Here is an 18547-nt window from a genome sequence, read left to right as displayed (position 1 = left end):
AATCAAAGTACTTGTCTAAAAAGATGAAAGGATTTGTCAGTGGGTCCTCGTCTATCACTTTGTTTTAAAGGTGTTTTTATTTTTGACAGGTCGATTTTTTTTATTTTATATATTTTAATGCAACTTTCCTGCCATTCGTATATTACGGTTGAGCTGCTTGTTAAATGCAGGTAACAACTTCTCCGTAAGCACGAGGTTGTTAGTGAATAACTCACCCAGTTACATAATGGATATGACAATGAATAAGAAACTTTTAGCGCTAGCAATTTCTGGTGCAGTATTTGGTACACAGGCAGTTGCAGTAGAACTTTACAACGAAGACGGCACAACATTCTCTGTTGGCGGCCACGTTTCAGTAAACCTAAATGGTTCTGAGAACGGCGATACAGATGTAGGTGCTAACTCACCACGTATCAACTTTAACGCTACTCAAGAACTGAGTAACGGCTTTACTGCTGACGCTAAAGGCGAATGGGCACTTAACTACCTTGAAGGTGGTGAAGAGACGTTTACAACTCGTCTAGGTTACGTCGGTCTTACTCACGATGATTTTGGTCGCGCAGTAGTGGGTACTCAATGGGCTCCTTACTACGACGTAGCGGGTGTTGCGGATATGCCAATCGCATTCGCGAATGACTTTATCTACGACAACCACGGTGCTCTTGGTACTGGTCGTGCAGACAAAATGGTTTCTTACCGCAACGGTTTTGAACTAGGTGAAGCTGGTAAAGTTACTATCGGTCTAGGTTGGCAGGGTACTCAAACTGTTTCTGATATCTACTCAGTAACAGATTCAGATGCTACAGGCATTACTGATGAATCTTACACATACGGTTTAAACACTGAAGTTAAGGATCGTACTCAAGTAACTCTAGGTTACGAGATCATGGGTGCTAAACTTGGCTACGGTTACAACACTGGTGACATCAAGATGATGGGTGAGACGGAAACTGCATCATCTCACGTATTCTCTGCTGCATACGGCTCTTATGGTAAAGGTCTTTACCTAGCAGGTGTATACGCTTCTAACGAGTTCATGAACTCTACATCAGCATCTGAAACCGTAGGTACTGATAAAACTACAGTGACGGGCCTTCTAGCTGAAAGTGACGCATACGAGCTATTGGCTGCATACGCACTAGACAACAGCCTAAACTTCATCATCAACTACGAGATGGTTGAAGGTCGTGTAGCTACAGGCGAGTCAAAAGAAACAGCTCGTGAAGAGCTAGCTCTTCAAACTGAATACAACTTCACTCCTAAGTTTGTTGGTTACGCTGGTTACCAGTTCGACCTAAATGACGACAACGGTCGTAATACTGATGACAAGTGGACTATCGGTGGTCGTTACTACCTATAAGTCGCAGACTTATTTAGCATAGTGTTTACTCCTTAAATTTACCTTTTCGGATACTGTCCTAGACACCATGCTAAGCCCTCTCAAGTTTTTTGGTTTGAGAGGGCTTCTTTCGTTCTATACGCACCTGTTTTAGCTTTTCCTTCATGTTCCCTTGCTATTCATTTTGTCTACGAAGCTATGGCTCTTGTCATCAGTTCTTATATGTCGCGATCTTCGGATAAAAGTATTTAAATCATTTAATTGAGCTAAAGATCAGAATTTAGATATTGGTAACCATCTTGTCGAAGACTCTCATTTTATGATGCGTTAAACTCTCCACTCCAAAAAAATAGTTCAGGGATAAACTATGAGTAGTGTTGTCGATCAGGAACAGCTGGTGAATTCGAAACGAACAGCAACCCCAACTAAGGTGCTGTGTGTTGGGCGTAACTATGTCGATCACATCGAAGAGCTCAATAACGCAATCCCAGACTCAATGGTGGTTTTCAATAAACCGAGCACCAGTGTTACGTCATCTCTGTCTTCTTTTCATCAAGAAGCGCTGCACTACGAAGCAGAAATCTGTTTTATCGTTGAAAATAGCCAGTACTCCGCTGTAGGTTTAGGACTAGATCTCACCAAACGTGAATTACAAAGTAGCTTAAAAGCGAAAGGCCTACCTTGGGAGCGCGCCAAGGCGTTTGATGGTTCCGCTGTCTTGAGCCGTTTTGTACCCATTGATAACTTAGCTCTCTCTGACTTAAATCTAGAGCTGTTTATTAACTGTGTTCGCGTTCAAAAAGGGCATGTAGAGCAGATGCTTTACTCTCCACAAACTATCCTCGAAGAGTTATCTTCTTATACGACTTTGCTTGATGGTGATGTTGTAATGACAGGCACACCTAAAGGTGTTGGTGAGGTCCATCGAGGTGATATCTTCCTTGGCCGTCTAAAGTGTGGTGAAACGACATTGATTGAGATTGAGTGGGTAGCGAGTTAATTAATACTCTATTTTTAGTTAATAAATTGGTTTAAATGGTTAAAATTAGTTTTTAATTCGTACAGTTTGCCACCTTACAACTAATTGCATCTGGAAGGGTGTTAGTAATTGATATAAAATCCGCCTCCGTTTTTATCAATACTGAAACCCATGATCGACTTAGCCATCTTACCTGTTTACTTGACAGCCGTTGTTGCACTTCTTCTTTTACCTGGCCCAGATATGTTACTCATCGCAAGCTCAAGTATGAGTTATGGCCGCAAGGTTGGTGTGTTCGCAAGTTTAGGTAACGCAACTTCCGGAATCATCCTGACAGTATTGGCAGCGATGGGTGTTTCAGCATTGATCGCAATGAGCCCAATAGCGCTTAAAGCTCTACATTTATTAGGCGGCGCGTACTTGTTGAAGATGGGGTGGGATTGCCTTCGAACAGAGCAGGGTAATGCTCCTGAGTTAAGCGATAACTTTGCAGCAAAAGCCTATTACCAAAGAGCGCTTATTAGTAACCTGCTTAATCCAAAAGCCTTGGTTTTCTTTGTGATGTTTCTGCCTCAGTTCGTGTCGACGAATATTGAAGCGACTTCCGGTGAGCAGATGCTCGTTCTGGGTTTATTGCTGAATGTTCTCGGCTTAACGTTTAACTTTTTGTTGGTGGCGTTAGTGGGTACGATTGGTAAGTCTCTGGTAGAAAACGCGAAGTTTCGTACCTATCAACAGAAAGTCATGGGCGGAGTTTTCATCGTGTTAGCTATCTGGATGTTGTCTTCTTTCTTTACTTCGTAGACGAATCAAATCAAACATCTTCTCGTGGTTAGCCGCTGAGACAAAAATGGACGCTTCGAGCGTCCATTTTTATATATTTAACCGTTACATGTTGAACGCGCTAACTGCTATGAGTTCAACTCTTGTTGATGCTGTTCAATCAGTTTCTCCATGTACTGCTCACCGCGTAGGCGAGTGTCGTCATAGGTTTCTGTCCCTTCAAACTTTGTCACCGTTTCATAATAGACCTTCACTTTTGGCTCTGTGCCTGAAGGTCTTACGATAATGCGTGACCCATCCTCGAGGTGATAGATGAGTACGTCACTTGCAGGCAGGTTAATGGCTTCCGTATTGCCTCCAATGACGAAGCGTAAAGAAGACTGCAGATCTTCAATTACAGATATAGCGACACCGTTGATTGCTTTAGGCTGTGCCGAGCGGAGCTTAGAACCAATCGATGGTGAATCTGGGTCCAGGGCAATACTTCGTTGAGCGTTGGTATGAACACCATGTTCAAATGAAATCTGAGCGAGAAGATCCCAAACGGTTCGACCTTGCGATTTTAACTCCTCAACCAATTGAGCAAACACGACGATAGCAGACAGCCCATCTTTGTCTCGTACCTGAGTACCAATTGTGTAGCCTAATGCTTCTTCATAGGCGAACAAGAACTCGTTCTGATCATCTTCCAATTGCATGCCAATATTCGCTAACCATTTAAAACCTGTCAGCGTTTGGAAATAAGTCGCACTATGGGATTGAGCCACTTTTTCTAGCAAGGTGGATGAGACGATGCTGTTACCAACTAATTGGTTTTTGGTGTGAGGTTTTGACAATAAGTAATGAGCGAATAGCACGCCGACTTGGTCACCTGTTAGCATTTTGTATGAGCCACCATCTGTTCTCACTGCAACGGCAAATCGGTCTGCATCTGGATCATTGGCACAAGCAATGTCGGCATCGACACTTTTTGCTAAGTTAACCACCAGATCCATCGCGCCTTTTTCTTCTGGATTCGGGAAGTTGACGGTCGGGAAGTTACCATCGGGCTCTCTTTGTTCTGCAACGCTGAATACCTTATGGAAACCAGAATCATGAAGTAGATCTTCCGCCATTTGTGCGCCGACACCATGCATTGCGGTATAGGTGATGGTGGTTTTCGCCGATTCGATCTCTTTACTCACGTATGGGCTCTGATTGATCGCAGCGCGGTACGTTTGATAATAGCCTTCAGTTAACCACACCAACTTACCTTGCGTTTCAGCGTCACTTAAGCTCATTAAAGGGAGCGGCTTGGTTGATGCGATATCGATTTCAGCGGCAATACCCGCGTCGTGAGGAGGAATGATTTGAGCGCCATTCTCCCAGTACACTTTGAAACCATTGTATTCCGGCGGGTTGTGACTGGCAGTCACCACAACAGCAGCGGCGGCGTTGAAGTGTTCAATGCCAAAGGCAACGATAGGGGTCGCCGCGACGTTAGAGGTTAGGTAAACCTTAATGCCTAAAGCCGTGAGTACGGAAGCGGTATCAATCGCGAACTGCTTTGAATCTAAACGGCCGTCATAACCGACGACCACACCGCGAATGGTCGCATTAGCGACATGTTCGATTAAGTAGTGGCCGAGTCCAGTTGCTGTTTCCTGTATGACTAAACGGTTCATTCGATTTGGCCCGCATCCAACTTTGCCTCTAAGTCCTGCCGTTCCGAACTCTAATCGTTGGGTAAAGCGGTCTTCAAGTTCGTCGTGCATTCCCTCATCGATGAGGTGTTGAAGTTCTTCACGAGTTCTTGGGTCTGGGTCTCTCGCTAACCAATTCATTGCATCTTGCATAATCACTAAACCTATTAATGTCTGTATGACTTACTGTTGATTTAATTTAAGTGATATTGATTATCATTTCCATGAAAGCAATCGTAAAACTCGATATAAAATAAATTCCAACGGCAAGAGGGCACGTAGATTAAGCCACTTCAAATAATTGACTGTTTAGTAAGTAAACTTACCTTGAACAATTGGATATCACTAACTAGCCTTTTACATAAATATAACAAAATTTAACAAATTCGCCGTTTTTGAATCTTTCATGGAAACCTCCAACGCTTTTGAACCGTATTAGTTCGTAGGTTATATGAGGACAGTAGCCCGCTCACAGGCTAGTTCCATGTGAGTTGTAGATTGAGATTCAGCCTTTTCATGTGTAGCCGGAATAACAATGAATGTTGTCCAGCTCGCAACGACATTTAGGTCGCAAGTATCCAATTAGGAAGGATAAGGAGAGATCTTTTGAAAAGATTACTGGTTAGGCTAACGTGGCTTTTGAAGAGTTTTGTTGTGCTTTTAGTATCGCCTTTAGTGCATGCAAGCAGTGATTACAACATGACTCAAGGCGTCACTGAGATCAGTGGTAAGGTGTATGAACTTCATATGCTGATCTTCTACATCTGTTGTGCGATTGCCTTTGTGGTTTTTGGTGTGATGTTTTATTCGATTTTGAGGCACAGGAAATCGAAGGGCGCCGTTGCTGCCCATTTTCACGAAAGCACGAAAGTCGAAATTCTTTGGACCATCATCCCTATTATCATCCTCATCGCTATGGCGATACCCGCCACCAAAACTTTGATAGCGATGGAAGATACCTCCCAATCAGACCTGACCGTTAAAATCACTGGTTCACAATGGAAATGGCATTACAGCTATTTTGGTGAAGACGTCGAATTTTTCAGCCTTCTAGCGACCAGTGACAAAGAGATTGAAGGCCTCGAAGTGAAAGGCGCGCATTACCTGCTAGAAGTTGATAAGCCGCTTGTACTGCCTGTTGACCGTAAAGTCCGTTTCTTGATGACTTCTGACGATGTGATTCACTCATGGTGGGTGCCAGCATTCGCCGTTAAGAAAGATACCATTCCGGGTTTTATTAATGAGGCTTGGACAAAGATAGATGAGCCCGGTGTTTACCGCGGGCAGTGTGCAGAGTTGTGTGGCCGCGCTCATGGTTTCATGCCGATAGTGGTGCATGCCATGGAAGAAGACGAGTTTGACGCATGGCTAGCGGAACAGAAAGAGTTGGTGATAGCCGAGCAACAAGCCGCGAAAGATGCATTAGATGCGTCACTTTCCTTGGCGGAGTTGAATACCATCGGTGAAGAGGTTTACAAAACTCGATGTGCGGTTTGTCACCAAGCAAACGGTGAGGGCATTCCCGGAGCATTCCCTGCCATCAAAGGAAGTCCAATTGCCCTTGGTGATGTGGATGTTCATATCGACACCATTGTTTATGGTCGTGGCGGTACGGCGATGCAAGCGTTCGATAATCAGTTAACTGAAAAAGAGATCGCAGCGGTAGTGACTTATCAACGAAACGCTTGGGGTAATGACACTGGCGATATTGTTCAGGCTTCAGATGTGAACGCTTATAAGGCCAAGCAAGAAGGCAGTTCTGAAAGCTCAACGGATGATGCACAAAATGATGCTAAGGATCAGTTATGAGTTCACCAATCAATAAGCCGGTGAAATCGGCTCCAGCAGAAGATCAAGTACTGAGCCATTCTGCGGAAGGCATCTTGGGCAATAATGATTTGCCTGTTGATGATCACGACTCACATGCGGCACCTAAAGGTTGGGCTCGTTGGCTGTATTCAACCAATCATAAAGACATCGGTACATTATATCTTTGGTTCAGCTTTGCAATGTTCTTAACGGGTGGCGCCATGGCGATGGTGATCCGTGCGGAGCTGTTCCAACCGGGTTTACAACTTGTTGAGCCAGATTTCTTCAATCAGATGACTACTGTCCATGGTTTAATCATGGTATTCGGTGCCGTGATGCCTGCATTTACGGGTTTGGCTAACTGGATGATTCCGATGATGATCGGTGCGCCCGATATGGCGTTGCCTAGAATGAACAACCTCAGTTTCTGGATCTTGCCTTTTGCGTTTCTAATCTTAATCGGATCTTTGTTTACAGAGGGGGGCGGCCCTAGTTTTGGTTGGACCTTCTATGCGCCACTCTCGACAACTTATGGCCCAGACAGTACCGCGCTATTCGTATTCTCAGTTCATATTATGGGGATCAGTTCGATCATGGGGGCGATTAACGTGATCGTAACCATAGTGAACATGCGCGCACCGGGCATGACTTGGTTCAAGCTACCGATGTTCGTATGGACTTGGTTAATTACCGCTTTCTTGCTGATAGCTGTGATGCCCGTGCTCGCGGGGGCTGTGACCATGGTACTGACTGACAAATACTTTGGGACTAGCTTCTTTGATGCCGCTGGTGGTGGGGACCCGGTGATGTTCCAGCACATATTCTGGTTCTTTGGGCACCCCGAAGTGTACATCATGATCTTGCCGTCTTTTGGTATTGTCTCTGCAATCATACCTGCATTCAGTGGTAAGCGCCTGTTTGGTTATCACTCGATGGTTTATGCGACCTGTAGTATCGCACTGCTGTCATTCTTGGTTTGGGCGCACCACATGTTCACCACGGGTATGCCAGTATTTGCCGAACTGTTCTTCATGTATTGCACCATGTTGATAGCGGTGCCGACCGGTGTGAAAGTCTTCAATTGGGTGGCGACCATGTGGCGGGGTGCTTTGACCTTTGAAACCCCAATGCTGTTTGCGATTGCCTTTATTGTTTTGTTTACTATTGGTGGGTTATCTGGATTGATGCTCGCTATCGTGCCAGCTGATTTCCAATATCACGATACTTATTTTGTTGTGGCTCACTTCCATTATGTTCTGGTAACAGGTGCCGTGTTCTCGATTATGGCTGCCGCCTATTATTGGCTGCCTAAGTGGACCGGACATATGTACGACCACAAGCTCAGCCTGTGGCATTTCTGGACGTCGGTGATTTCAGTCAATGTACTGTTCTTTCCTATGCACTTTTTAGGGTTAGCGGGTATGCCGCGTCGTATTCCAGATTACGCCATTCAGTTTGCTGATGTTAACCAAGTCGTGTCGATTGGTGGCTTTGCCTTTGGGTTGTCTCAGCTGATTTTCTTATGGCTAGCGATTAAGTGCGTAAGAGGCGGAGAGCCTGCGCCAAGCAAGCCTTGGGATAGAGCTGAAGGTCTTGAATGGACAGTACCAAGCCCAGCGCCTCACCACACCTTTACTCATCCACCGAAAGTGGATTAGAGGACAGGACCATGAATGATAAGCAAAGCGATCAAGATAAAACCCAACCCAAGCGCCTGTCTAATAAGCGATCGACCAAAAAGCTGACAGGTTACTTGGTGTTGAGCGTGGTTGCGATGTTTGGCTTCGGTTTCGCTTTGGTGCCGCTCTACGATGTGATGTGTGAGGCTTTAGGGATAAATGGTAAAACCAATACCGTTTCCGCAGTTCAACCTCAGGGAATGCAGCCTGACTATTCTCGTACGGTTCGAGTCGAATTCATGTCCCACATCAAGCCAGATATGCCATGGCAGTTTTCGCCTGAGGTTCGAGTGTTAGAGGTTCATCCTGGTGAGGTGGTTCAGACTAACTACATTGCCAAAAACCTTTCTGGAGCTTCATTGGTTGGCCAAGCCGTACCATCGGTTTCTCCAGGTATGGGGGCAACTTACTTCAATAAGATGGAGTGCTTTTGCTTTAATCAGCAGCCATTGGACGGGCACAAGAGCGCAGAAATGGGTTTGATATTTTACATTGAGCCAGATATTCCAGAATCGATACACACGCTGACGCTCTCTTATACGCTGTTTAACATCACGAGTCAGGTGAGTGGAGAGGCAAGTAAGCCTGAAGTGACTACATCAACATTGAGCACACTACAATCTGGCTCACCAAAAGCGAGCACACTCGCAAGTAACTAGGGATTTACAGAACCAGAATCAACAAAAGGAGTTGAGCGATGAGTTCTAAAAAGGAAGTCTATTTCGTTCCACACCAAAGCCACTGGCCATTGGTGGGTGCTGTAGCACTGTTTTTGGTCGCAGTTGGCGCTGGCTTGACGGTGCAAAACATGGGAACCGACGCCGCAGGTGGAGTATTTGGCAAAGCGGTGTTGTTAGTCGGGTTTGCAGTGCTGCTTTACATGCTCGCAGGTTGGTTTAGCAATGTGATCACAGAATCATTGAGTGGTCTCTATTCTGAGCAGATTTCTCGTTCTTTTAGACAAGGAATGAGTTGGTTTATTTTCTCCGAAATCATGTTCTTCGGCGCTTTCTTTGGCGCGCTTTTCTATGCTCGCATGATTTCTGTGCCTTGGATTGGTGGTGCGGGCAATAATGAAATGACCCATGAAGTATTGTGGCCGATGTTCCAATCAATATGGCCACTAACGACTACCCCTGATGGCGTAACGACACAAGCCATGCCTTGGCAAGGTATCCCTCTTAAGAACACCATTATTCTGCTGCTTTCCTCTGTGACGCTGCACATGGCACATATCAGTCTTGAGCAAAATAAGCGTATGGCTTTGATCGTCTGGTTGGAGATAACCATTGTTCTGGCTGGCTTCTTCCTGTTCTTCCAAGTTGAAGAGTATCTTCACGCTTATCAAGAGATGGGGCTGACACTTCAGTCAGGCATCTACGGTAATACCTTCTTTTTACTGACTGGGTTTCATGGCTTACATGTCTGTTTAGGGACGATCTTTTTGATTGTGTTGCTGGCAAGGGTTGCGAAAGACCACTTCACTCCGAAAGACCACTTTGCGTTCCAAGCGGGCAGTTGGTATTGGCACTTTGTTGATGTGGTTTGGTTGGGCCTGTTTGTATTTGTCTATGTGCTTTAACTGCTGAGCCTATAGGGGATTAATAGGGGCGAGGGTTGGGAGTTATCACTCCTGATCCCAAAGCAAGTAATAAAAGTAGCACGACAACGGCTGACCACATGACACGACGCCCCAAGAAGTGACTGAGCCTTTTTCCATTGTGTTTACCAGAGGCGATTTGGATTAGGCCTTTCATCAAATTGAAAGCGATAAAAAACAGCAAAGCGACCAATACGACTTTAAATAACAGTACAAAGGTAGATGACGCCATAGTGATAACTCCAAACCGATTGATTGATGATAAACACAAGTTCCGCAGTAAAGGTTTTTGGATAGCGGTTGTTTTAACTGTGGTTTCTGTCGGCGTTTTAATCAAGTTAGGTTTGTGGCAACTCGATCGTGGTAACGAGAAATTACGTTATGAACAGCAATTAGCTGAGAGAGCACAGCTATCGTCACAACCTTTAGAAGTCGTTATTTCTGAGATGCGAGAGCTGAGTTTATCTAATCAAGAGTCATTAAATCCTCAAACCCTAAACGGGTTGAAGGCTGATGTTGAGTTAGTCAATACGAGTGGCTTGATACTCTTGTTAGACAACCAGATAAACGAAGGAACGGTAGGGTATGTGATTTACATGTTGGGTAAGGTTCGTCTTGAAGATGAAAACCAGTCCTTAGTGGCTGAAAAACAGTTGTTGATCGATCTTGGGTTTGTTCCGGCAAGTAATGACAGAAGAGAACTGCCGCAATTAGGAAGCATCACTGTACCAACCAAAATGTCAGGGCGCTTGTATACACGCTCAGTTAATCCTTTAAGTCATGAGTTGGGTTTAGAAAACACGGCACCGAATAGAATCCAAAACCTAAACATAGCAGCGTTATCAAAGTACACAGGGCAAGAAGTGCTGCCTTTTGTCTTCCAACCTCAGAGCTTAGATTCCTGGCCTTATGAGTTGTTATGGCGACCGACGGTGATGAAATCTGAGAAGCACTTTGGTTACTCGTTTCAATGGTTTGTAATGGCTGCTGTACTTCTGTTTTTGATGTTGTTGATTGGGTTCCAATATTTTAAGAAAAATAGCCACATCAATAAGAAGTAGGCACTTGAAATAGCGATTGAAAGGCAGCGCCTACAACAAGGAAGAAAGATGGATAAATCTCAAGCACAAATGAACAGGGAAAGTACCGATGCAAACATGGCCGAGCTTAAAAACCGAAGAACTAAGGGACGTCTGGTATTAATCGGATTAGTTTTGATTTTTGCTTTACCTGCGATTATTGCCAAAACCGTGTTGGACCAGAATTGGTACACCTCAGGTGTCACTAACTCCGGCGAATTGGTCGAACCAAGAACCACACTAGCGGATTTCGGCGTAACGGTACCCATGGCAGGAGAGGGTTGGGTTGTGGGTTATATCGCACCGATGGAGTGCGAAAGCTTGTGTGAACAACAGCTTCATTATTTGAATCAAAGCTACTTGGCGTTAGGGAAAAATAAAGAGCGAGTGACCGCCGTTGTTTTTGTATCGGAAGGTAATTCGTTAACGGGGTCGCTTGATAAGCCGGATTTGTCTTTGTTAGCTGGTGGTGATCAGTTAAGTACCGAGTTTGCGCCGGCTTCTATTGTCATTATTGACCCGCTAGGACAGTTGGTTATGGAGTACAAAAGCGTTTCTGACCCGTCGCAGCTAGTCAGCCAATCTAAAGGCATGATTCATGATTTAAGAAAGCTACTTAAGCTGTCACGAGTTGGGTAGTTGATGGCGCGAGTGCTTGAGCTTAAGCAGCGAAAGAGAATAAGTATAGGGAGATAAGTGATGCAGAATAAAGCCCCTGATTTACTGATGCTCGTGATGAGATTAACTATCTTGTTAACCCTTACCGTGATTGTTCTCGGCGGTTATACACGTTTGTCTGATGCTGGCCTTGGCTGTCCTGACTGGCCAGGGTGTTATGGGAAGATCACCGTTCCTTCTGATGCTCAAGCAGTGAATCAAGCCAATCTGCAATTTCCCGAGCGAGCTCTCGAAGCAGACAAAGCTTGGATAGAGATGATACATCGCTACTTTGCAGGAACATTAGGGCTGCTCATCTTTGTCGTTGTAGCTTGGTGTATTAAAAAGAACATCACACCAGTTGGTCTTCCATTACTTATCTCGGCTACTGTGATCTTTCAGGCTTTGCTTGGAATGTGGACGGTGACTCTCAAGTTGATGCCCGTTGTGGTTATGGCGCATTTGATGGGGGGCTTCACGTTGCTGTCACTGTTGTGTCTGCTTTATTGTCGTTTGTCTCAATTCCAAAGCCGTTTTGGCGAGGCTTCTTATTCTCCAACACTTAAATTTTGGGCGCTGTTTGGGTTACTCATTGTGGTTGGGCAGATACTGCTTGGTGGTTGGACATCGTCAAACTATGCCGCTTTGGTGTGTACCCAATTGCCTATTTGTGAAGGTAACTGGATGAGCTACCTCGATTTCAAAAATGCGTTCGATTTTGCTCAACATGGACACGATAACTATGAGTTTGGCGTGTTGGAGTATCCCGCGAGGCTCACCATCCATGTCATGCACAGGTTCGGGGCTATTGTGGCGACCTTAACGGTGCTGATGGTCGTGTACCAGTTATGGAAGTTTGGCCAAGCAGCTCACCAAAAGCTGAGCGTGATTGTGGCAATAGTGTTGTGTACTCAAATCAGCCTTGGGATCAGTAATGTATGGTTTCACTTGCCAATCTCAGTTGCGGTTTTGCATAACCTAGTCGCAGCAATGTTGCTCATCAGCATGGTTGTAACCAATTTTGTGGTGTGGCAACGCAAATCGAGTGAGAACTTGGTGAAGAACAGTGTATTACAAGGAGGTAATCATGGTCAGTAGAACGTCAACACAGTATGAGGTGGTGGCTCAAGACGCAGCCTTAAATCATAAGATAGCAGCCAACAATGACATAGCTTTAGGTAACGAAAAGGCTGAAAAAAACAAAGCTACTTGGAAGGTTTATTTAACGCTGACCAAGCCTAAAGTGGTGGCTTTGATGTTACTGACGGCATTGGTTGGGATGTGTTTGGCCGTGCCGAATGGATTGCCTTTGCAACAAACTCTGTTCGGAATGATTGGGATAGGGTTAATGGCAGGTTCAGCGGCTGCGTTTAACCATTTGATCGATAAAAAGATCGACGGACAGATGACTCGAACAAATCGACGTCCTTTACCATCCGGTGAGCTCAGCAGTGTGCGCGTATTCAGCTTTGCAGCAGGTATCGGCTTACTTGGGTTTGCTACGTTAGTTGTGTGGGTCAATCAACTCACGGCTTGGTTAACCTTTGCAAGCTTATTGGGCTACGCGGTCATCTATACCATGTACTTGAAGCGAGCGACGCCACAGAACATCGTGATAGCAGGGATCGCAGGCGCTATGCCTCCGCTATTGGGCTGGACGGCAGTCACCAACGAGCTGCATTCAAACGCTTGGTTGTTGGTGATGATCATCTTTATTTGGACACCTCCCCACTTCTGGGCGTTGGCAATTCATCGTCGTGACGAGTATGCCAAAGTTAACATCCCCATGTTGCCTGTGACCCACGGAATCGAATACACCAAGACGTCTATTTTTCTCTATACCTTGTTGCTTAGCATCGTGTGTATATTGCCTGTATTGGTTGGCATGAGTAGCTGGATATATCTGAGCGCGTCATTGGTGCTCAACGGCGGGTTTGTTTATCACGCTTGGATACTTAAATATCGTGATGAACCTAATATGGCGATGAAGACCTTTAAGTTCTCCATCTATCATCTCATGATCTTGTTTGTGGCTCTGTTGGCAGACCATTATCTACTTTGATAACCGCATTTCTGCTGTTTCTGAATAAGAAAACGGATGCTCTGGGCATCCGTTTTTGTTTGGCTAATTACACAAGCTCACATACTTGAAAGTAAGTAACTCGCTAACAATTAGTCCACTTTGTTCCAAGCATCTTGCCAGTGTGAACCGACACCTGGTTCATACTGAGTTGCTGTTGGAGCCCATTGAACACAGTAACCAGAGTATGGGAACTCTTTACACTGATAAACACCACCATCGCTGCTCAGAACCTTTGTTCCTGCAGTATAAGATTCAATGCTTTCTGGGAACACGAAGTCGTAGTCGCCCGCTGGTGGCGGCGTTTGCTCGTCCATTAGATGGAAATCAAGCGTGTTCTGATCCACTAAGTTACCTTGGTCATCTTTCGTCACAACCACAAGCATGTGGTGGCCAGCTTCAGACTTAGAAAGAGTCAGTTGAACACCTTCAACTTGTCCGTCTGTTAACTCAGACTTCTGAGATGCAAGTGCTTCACGGTGATGGTTGTACACGGTAAGCTCAGCTTGGATATCGCCTGTTGCCGCTAACGTAAGATCAAGCTGAGTAGGTTGGCTCTCATCGATAATGTAATCTGATTCTAAGCCCGTTACTTCTAACTCATGCTCGGGTTCTGGAGTATCAATCTTGTAGCCGATTTCTACACTGTTAAAGCCAGAGCCTGCTTTTAGATAAACAGGGTTAGTGCCGTAAACGGGTGCGAAATCGCCTTGGTCGTTCAATTGGCCTGCTTTGATTTGCGTCTGCTCTTGATTGATCTTAGAGGCAAGAGCGTAAGACCAGTTATTGGCTTTGCCTTGCTCAGAACTTTCAATCACAAGCTCTGTGCTGTATGAAGCGTTCTCACCAGATTGGTCAAATACACGCGTATAAACAGCGTCACCAACATTCAGGTCTTGTGTCGGGTTGATTTGACCACCTTGATCCCAATCAGGAATGATAGGGCCGTCGCCATCAAATTTCACGTCGATAACGTTGTAGAAAGCCGCAGCAGTGTCACCTACATCCCATACCGCAAGGATCACTTGATAGCCTTCGCGTTCTGGCACATTACACAAGTGGCTTACTTGCATCGGTGGCTGTTCCATATTGCCTTCAACAACACAGAATGGCGTTAAGTCAAAAGAGCTGCGTGCCAAAGGCTGGTTTGGATTCCAGTCTGGTTGAGTAATGTAATATTTCCAATCGCGAGTCTTGTGATTAGCTGTGAATGTCCACTCGAAGTATTGAGAACCAGACTTGATAGGGCGTTTAACCCAGCGGTCTGCCTTTTGCTCGTCTAGCGCTGCAGCTAAAGAAGATTGCGCACTGGCAATTTTTCCATCAGCAGGGCCAACTTCTGGGAAGCCTTCAGGGCCTTCTACACTTTGTGGTTCGTATTGGATACCACCACAGTTGGTGTTTTTCTCTTGCGTATCACTCGCAGGGAACTTACATAGGGCAACACGGCTCTCAGCAACGCCATTGTTGTATGCAGAGACATAACCGTGACCGAAGCTAGCACCGCTTACGCTAAGAAGCGATAGCGCGATGAGTGATTTTTTTGGGAGTTGTTTCATTATTTGTCCTTACTGTATTTGGCCGACAAAAAAGAGAACACTCCGGCATGCATTTACACTTAAATCCTATTAAGTGGCGGCCCCGCTATCATAGACAGAATATTTGTCGACAGACCGGTGGCTTTGCGTCCTATTCTTTCAAATAGTTTGCCAGAAGTGCGTTTGAGCAACCGAAATGTAGCCAACCAGTTTTATAAATGCGAATCAATCGATTGAAATGTGGAATGCCAATCTCGAACTTTTAATTCTTAATACAAATTAACTTGCTATATGTTTAGTTCGTTAACGTATAAATTATTGATATAAATAAAGAAAGCTTTTGCTCTAATCGTTTTAGTGAATGAATTTGGGTTGTTTCGCTTTGCTCTGTACGACAATTGTGCGCATATCAAAACCAAACCTTTGGTTTCCACTAACCGAACCCTGACACGCCATGTATGAAAAACCGGACAATTGATTGGTATGAATTATATAAAGGAGTCGGTATGGAATTCACAGAACTAGACAGAGACGCGTTGTATCAAACGTGGATGTCACAAAAATCGAGAATGCGAATTACGCAGATGGAGTTTTCAAAAAAGCTAGGCATGAACCAGCTTGATTTCTCAAGAGTGCTAAGAGGGGAGACGCCATTAACCATGTCTTTCATTAGTCACTTTTGTCGTTTACTTCATTTGGAACCAAGGAATGTATTCCCTTCGCTAAAAGAGGGCAATGAGTCTGGGCCTAAAGTGGTTTACCTGAAAAGTAGAATGAGTGTTGATGGTGAGATCCAAAATGCTTATATTGAAGGAAATCAGGTAATTGTAGAGTACGCACACACTGTTCAACATGATTAATTTTAGAGTTAGCTCTGATTTTTAACCCCCTTTTTCTACAACCTTTTTACATAGGGTATGGCATACTTAGTTAGATTCCTTAATTCTAGCTAAGTGCGTTATGAACTCTTTAAAAGTCCTTTTGCTTGTTGCAACCAGCATTTTCTTGTTTGGTTGTGCAGGCGGCCCAATTAGAACAGCTACTAAATTTACCAGCTACGAAGATTTTCAGGCTGGGCCTGTCGGAGGCGTCGACTTGGTTTGGGCAAGGGTTGGGCTGCGTGACACACAGCGTTTGAAGTCCAAGTTAGATGATTACGACTCTGTAGTGATCGACCAAATTTTTGTTTTAGCAGAAGAAGGTTCGTTGGATCAGGAAGAGATTCAGGAACTCACTGAGCATATGGTTGAACGCTTGGAAGAAAAAATATCGCCTCATAAAACGATTGTCGATGAACCTACAGGAAAAACGCTGCGCTTGAGTATCGCTCTGAGTAACGTTGAAACGCCAAATCCGATCTTAGCTGTAACGAGCAGCGTTCTGCCGTTTGGTCTTGCGATGTCAACCATATCTAAGGTCACGACTGGTGAGCACACCAATGTTGGGAGTGCGAGTGTAGAGTTATTGGTCAGTGATGCTCAAGAGGGTACACCATTGTTTGCAGCTATCGATCGTGAAGCGGGTAATAAAGACTTTTCAACCATAATTGATTCGCTGGATGATGCCAAAGACGCGATCAACTATTGGGTCGAGCGTTTAGGTGATACTCTACACAACATAGATGACGCATAGAAAGAGCGAATAATGCTAGAGAAAGAAAACCTGATTAAGTTGGCTCGAATGCAGATGCCATTTGGAAAGTACGCGGGTCGTACACTGATTGACCTACCTGAAGAATATTTGCTGTGGTTCGATAAAAAGGGATTCCCGTCTGGTGAACTAGGCGATTTATTAAAACTGTGCCTTGCTCTGAAAATTGAAGGGCTTGATAGTGTCGTCAAGCCATTGAAAAGAATGTAATTAAATAAAAGCTCACGCTGAATGCGTGAGCTTTTTTGTTTTTAAGTTCGACACAATTTTACATGCATGATGAAACTTGAATAATGGCTGTTCTTGCTTTCCTATAAAATACGCAATCGATAGCGTGTAAATAATGGCATACAGGGTGTTTTAAATATAAAACACAAAAAAAATTGCGTTTATTTTTAATTAGTGATTGAAACTAGAGTTTTTACTAGTTAAGTTACAGGGAACAAGAAGATTAGTGCTGATAGAAAGTGACGTGAGACAACGTACATTCAGCTCAAGGATAGAAAAAAGGAAGAAGTAAGCAATGTTCCAGACTGATGATGTAAGAATTAACAAAGTAAAAGAGTTATTACCCCCTGTTGCTGTTTTAGAAAAGTTTCCAGCGACAGAAGTTGCTTCTTCTACAACCTTTGAAAGCCGCAAAGCGATCCACAATATTTTAGAAGAGAGCGATGACCGTTTGCTTGTTATTGTAGGTCCATGTTCTATTCATGATACAGAAGCTGCTCTTGAGTACGGTAAGCGCTTGAAAGTGTTGCGCGACGAACTTGGTGATAACCTTGAAATCGTAATGCGTGTTTACTTTGAAAAGCCACGTACAACTGTTGGTTGGAAAGGTCTAATTAATGACCCGTACATGAACGATACGTTCAAGCTCAATGATGGCCTTCGTCTAGGACGTAAGCTACTGCTGGATCTAACTGACATGGGCATGCCAACGGCAAGCGAATTCCTAGATATGATCACGCCTCAATACGTTGCTGACCTAATCAGCTGGGGTGCAATCGGCGCACGTACTACAGAATCTCAAGTTCACCGCGAACTGGCTTCTGGCCTATCTTGCCCAGTTGGATTTAAGAATGGTACTGATGGCAACATCAAGATCGCAACAGATGCTATTCGCTCTGCTAGCGCTTCTCACCACTTCTTATCGGTAACTAAGTACGGTCACTCAGCTATCGTTGAAACAGCAGGTAACCCTGATTGTCATATCATCCTACGTGGTGGTAAAGAGCCAAACTACAGCGCAGAACACGTTGGTAAGATTAAAGAAGAGCTAGCAGCTTCAGGTCTCCCACAAAAAGTGATGATCGATTTCAGCCACGCAAACAGCTCTAAGCAGTTTAAGCGTCAAATGAATGTATCTGATGACGTTAGTGCTCAAATCTCTGGTGGCGACAAAGCTATCTTTGGTGTGATGATTGAATCTCACCTTGTTGAAGGTCGTCAAGACCTGGTTGATGGCAAAGCTGCAACTTACGGTCAATCAGTTACTGATGCATGTATTGGTTGGGAAGACACTGAGACAGTACTTCGCCAACTGGCAGGCGCTGTTGAAGCTCGCCGTAACAAGTAATCTAATTATTACAACCAGTCACTAAGCGGCTGAAAATTCAAAGCCCTTATTAGCAACAGCTAGTAAGGGCTTTTTTGTAATTCTTAGTTATAAACT

18 protein-coding genes and 1 riboswitch are annotated in these 18547 nt (G+C 44.6%); of the genes, 15 read left to right on the top strand and 3 right to left on the bottom strand.

The genetic code is table 11. The features are described 5' to 3' along the window. The first annotated feature begins 238 nt into the window (after positions 1-238). The 3 genes from HRQ85_RS07955 (at position 239) to HRQ85_RS07945 (ending at position 3122) form a co-directional block, all read left to right on the top strand. On the top strand, positions 239-1360 hold the full coding sequence (locus HRQ85_RS07955; protein ID WP_172379249.1) for a porin: 1122 nt from the start codon (positions 239-241) through the stop codon (positions 1358-1360). A 346-nt stretch (positions 1361-1706) separates the two neighbouring features. Next, the gene (locus HRQ85_RS07950; RefSeq protein ID WP_172379248.1) at positions 1707-2339 is read left to right on the top strand and encodes a fumarylacetoacetate hydrolase family protein; all 633 of its coding nucleotides are present in this window, start codon (positions 1707-1709) and stop codon (positions 2337-2339) included. A 150-nt stretch (positions 2340-2489) separates the two neighbouring features. Then, complete coding sequence (locus HRQ85_RS07945; protein ID WP_172379247.1) at positions 2490-3122, top strand: LysE family translocator; 633 nt, start codon at positions 2490-2492, stop codon at positions 3120-3122. 107 nt (positions 3123-3229) lie between these two features. On the opposite strand, the gene HRQ85_RS07940 is transcribed toward HRQ85_RS07945, so the two are convergent. Then, positions 3230-4936, bottom strand: a complete 1707-nt coding sequence (locus HRQ85_RS07940; RefSeq protein ID WP_172379246.1) for a phospho-sugar mutase — start codon at positions 4934-4936, stop codon at positions 3230-3232. Between the two features lie 453 nt (positions 4937-5389). On the opposite strand from HRQ85_RS07940, the gene coxB reads away from it, so the two are divergent. Genes coxB through HRQ85_RS07920 form a run of 4 tightly spaced genes read left to right on the top strand, consistent with a single transcriptional unit; the run spans position 5390 to position 9853 of the window. Continuing rightward, the gene (gene coxB / locus HRQ85_RS07935) at positions 5390-6592 is read left to right on the top strand and encodes a cytochrome c oxidase subunit II (protein WP_172379245.1); all 1203 of its coding nucleotides are present in this window, start codon (positions 5390-5392) and stop codon (positions 6590-6592) included. Next, entirely contained in the window at positions 6589-8250 is a 1662-nt protein-coding gene (gene ctaD, locus HRQ85_RS07930) for a cytochrome c oxidase subunit I (protein ID WP_172379244.1), read from the top strand. The genes coxB and ctaD overlap by 4 nt, the downstream gene beginning before the upstream one ends. A gap of 11 nt (positions 8251-8261) precedes the next feature. Beyond that, entirely contained in the window at positions 8262-8930 is a 669-nt protein-coding gene (locus HRQ85_RS07925; protein ID WP_172379243.1) for a cytochrome c oxidase assembly protein, read from the top strand. Between the two features lie 38 nt (positions 8931-8968). Then, positions 8969-9853 carry a cytochrome c oxidase subunit 3 gene (locus tag HRQ85_RS07920; protein WP_009845661.1) on the top strand — a complete coding sequence of 295 codons (885 nt, stop codon included), beginning with the start codon at positions 8969-8971 and terminating at the stop codon, positions 9851-9853. Positions 9854-9872: 19 nt separating this feature from the next. Here the strand turns inward: HRQ85_RS07920 and HRQ85_RS07915 are convergent, their stop codons facing one another. Then, positions 9873-10103: a DUF2909 family protein gene (locus tag HRQ85_RS07915; RefSeq protein ID WP_017064837.1), complete on the bottom strand. Its 231-nt coding sequence runs from the start codon at positions 10101-10103 to the stop codon at positions 9873-9875. Between HRQ85_RS07915 and HRQ85_RS07910 the strand changes: the two genes are divergently transcribed. The 4 genes from HRQ85_RS07910 to cyoE are packed head-to-tail and all read left to right on the top strand — an operon-like array spanning position 9991 to position 13669. Further along, positions 9991-10932, top strand: coding sequence for an SURF1 family protein (locus HRQ85_RS07910; protein WP_172379242.1), 942 nt, complete (start codon positions 9991-9993; stop codon positions 10930-10932). The genes HRQ85_RS07915 and HRQ85_RS07910 overlap by 113 nt on opposite strands. 48 nt (positions 10933-10980) lie before the next feature. Beyond that, a complete protein-coding gene (locus HRQ85_RS07905; protein ID WP_172379241.1) occupies positions 10981-11589 on the top strand; it encodes a hypothetical protein in 609 nt (202 codons plus the stop codon). Between the two features lie 60 nt (positions 11590-11649). Continuing rightward, positions 11650-12705 carry a COX15/CtaA family protein gene (locus tag HRQ85_RS07900; RefSeq protein WP_172379240.1) on the top strand — a complete coding sequence of 352 codons (1056 nt, stop codon included), beginning with the start codon at positions 11650-11652 and terminating at the stop codon, positions 12703-12705. Beyond that, a complete protein-coding gene (gene cyoE, locus HRQ85_RS07895) occupies positions 12695-13669 on the top strand; it encodes a heme o synthase (RefSeq protein WP_172379239.1) in 975 nt (324 codons plus the stop codon). The genes HRQ85_RS07900 and cyoE overlap by 11 nt, the downstream gene beginning before the upstream one ends. A gap of 110 nt (positions 13670-13779) precedes the next feature. Here the strand turns inward: cyoE and gbpA are convergent, their stop codons facing one another. Then, positions 13780-15246 (bottom strand): N-acetylglucosamine-binding protein GbpA, encoded by a 1467-nt coding sequence (gene gbpA, locus HRQ85_RS07890; protein WP_172379238.1) that lies wholly within the window; start codon positions 15244-15246, stop codon positions 13780-13782. Positions 15247-15318: 72 nt separating this feature from the next. Continuing rightward, positions 15319-15408, bottom strand: a riboswitch (cyclic di-GMP riboswitch). A gap of 323 nt (positions 15409-15731) precedes the next feature. On the opposite strand from gbpA, the gene HRQ85_RS07885 reads away from it, so the two are divergent. From HRQ85_RS07885 to aroG, 4 genes are all read left to right on the top strand, one after another. Beyond that, positions 15732-16085, top strand: coding sequence for a hypothetical protein (locus HRQ85_RS07885; RefSeq protein ID WP_017061749.1), 354 nt, complete (start codon positions 15732-15734; stop codon positions 16083-16085). Positions 16086-16185: 100 nt separating this feature from the next. After that, positions 16186-16857 carry a DUF3313 domain-containing protein gene (locus tag HRQ85_RS07880; protein WP_059018970.1) on the top strand — a complete coding sequence of 224 codons (672 nt, stop codon included), beginning with the start codon at positions 16186-16188 and terminating at the stop codon, positions 16855-16857. Between the two features lie 12 nt (positions 16858-16869). Continuing rightward, positions 16870-17085 carry a DUF3820 family protein gene (locus HRQ85_RS07875; protein WP_004730103.1) on the top strand — a complete coding sequence of 72 codons (216 nt, stop codon included), beginning with the start codon at positions 16870-16872 and terminating at the stop codon, positions 17083-17085. A 313-nt stretch (positions 17086-17398) separates the two neighbouring features. Further along, positions 17399-18451, top strand: coding sequence for a 3-deoxy-7-phosphoheptulonate synthase AroG (aroG, locus tag HRQ85_RS07870; RefSeq protein WP_048612919.1), 1053 nt, complete (start codon positions 17399-17401; stop codon positions 18449-18451). The last annotated feature ends 96 nt before the right edge of the window (positions 18452-18547 follow it).

Source organism: Vibrio sp. Vb339 (assembly GCF_902751245.1).
In the GTDB taxonomy this organism is placed as follows: Bacteria; Pseudomonadota; Gammaproteobacteria; order Enterobacterales; family Vibrionaceae; genus Vibrio; species Vibrio coralliirubri.
This window is presented reverse-complemented; position numbering and strand designations above follow the sequence as displayed.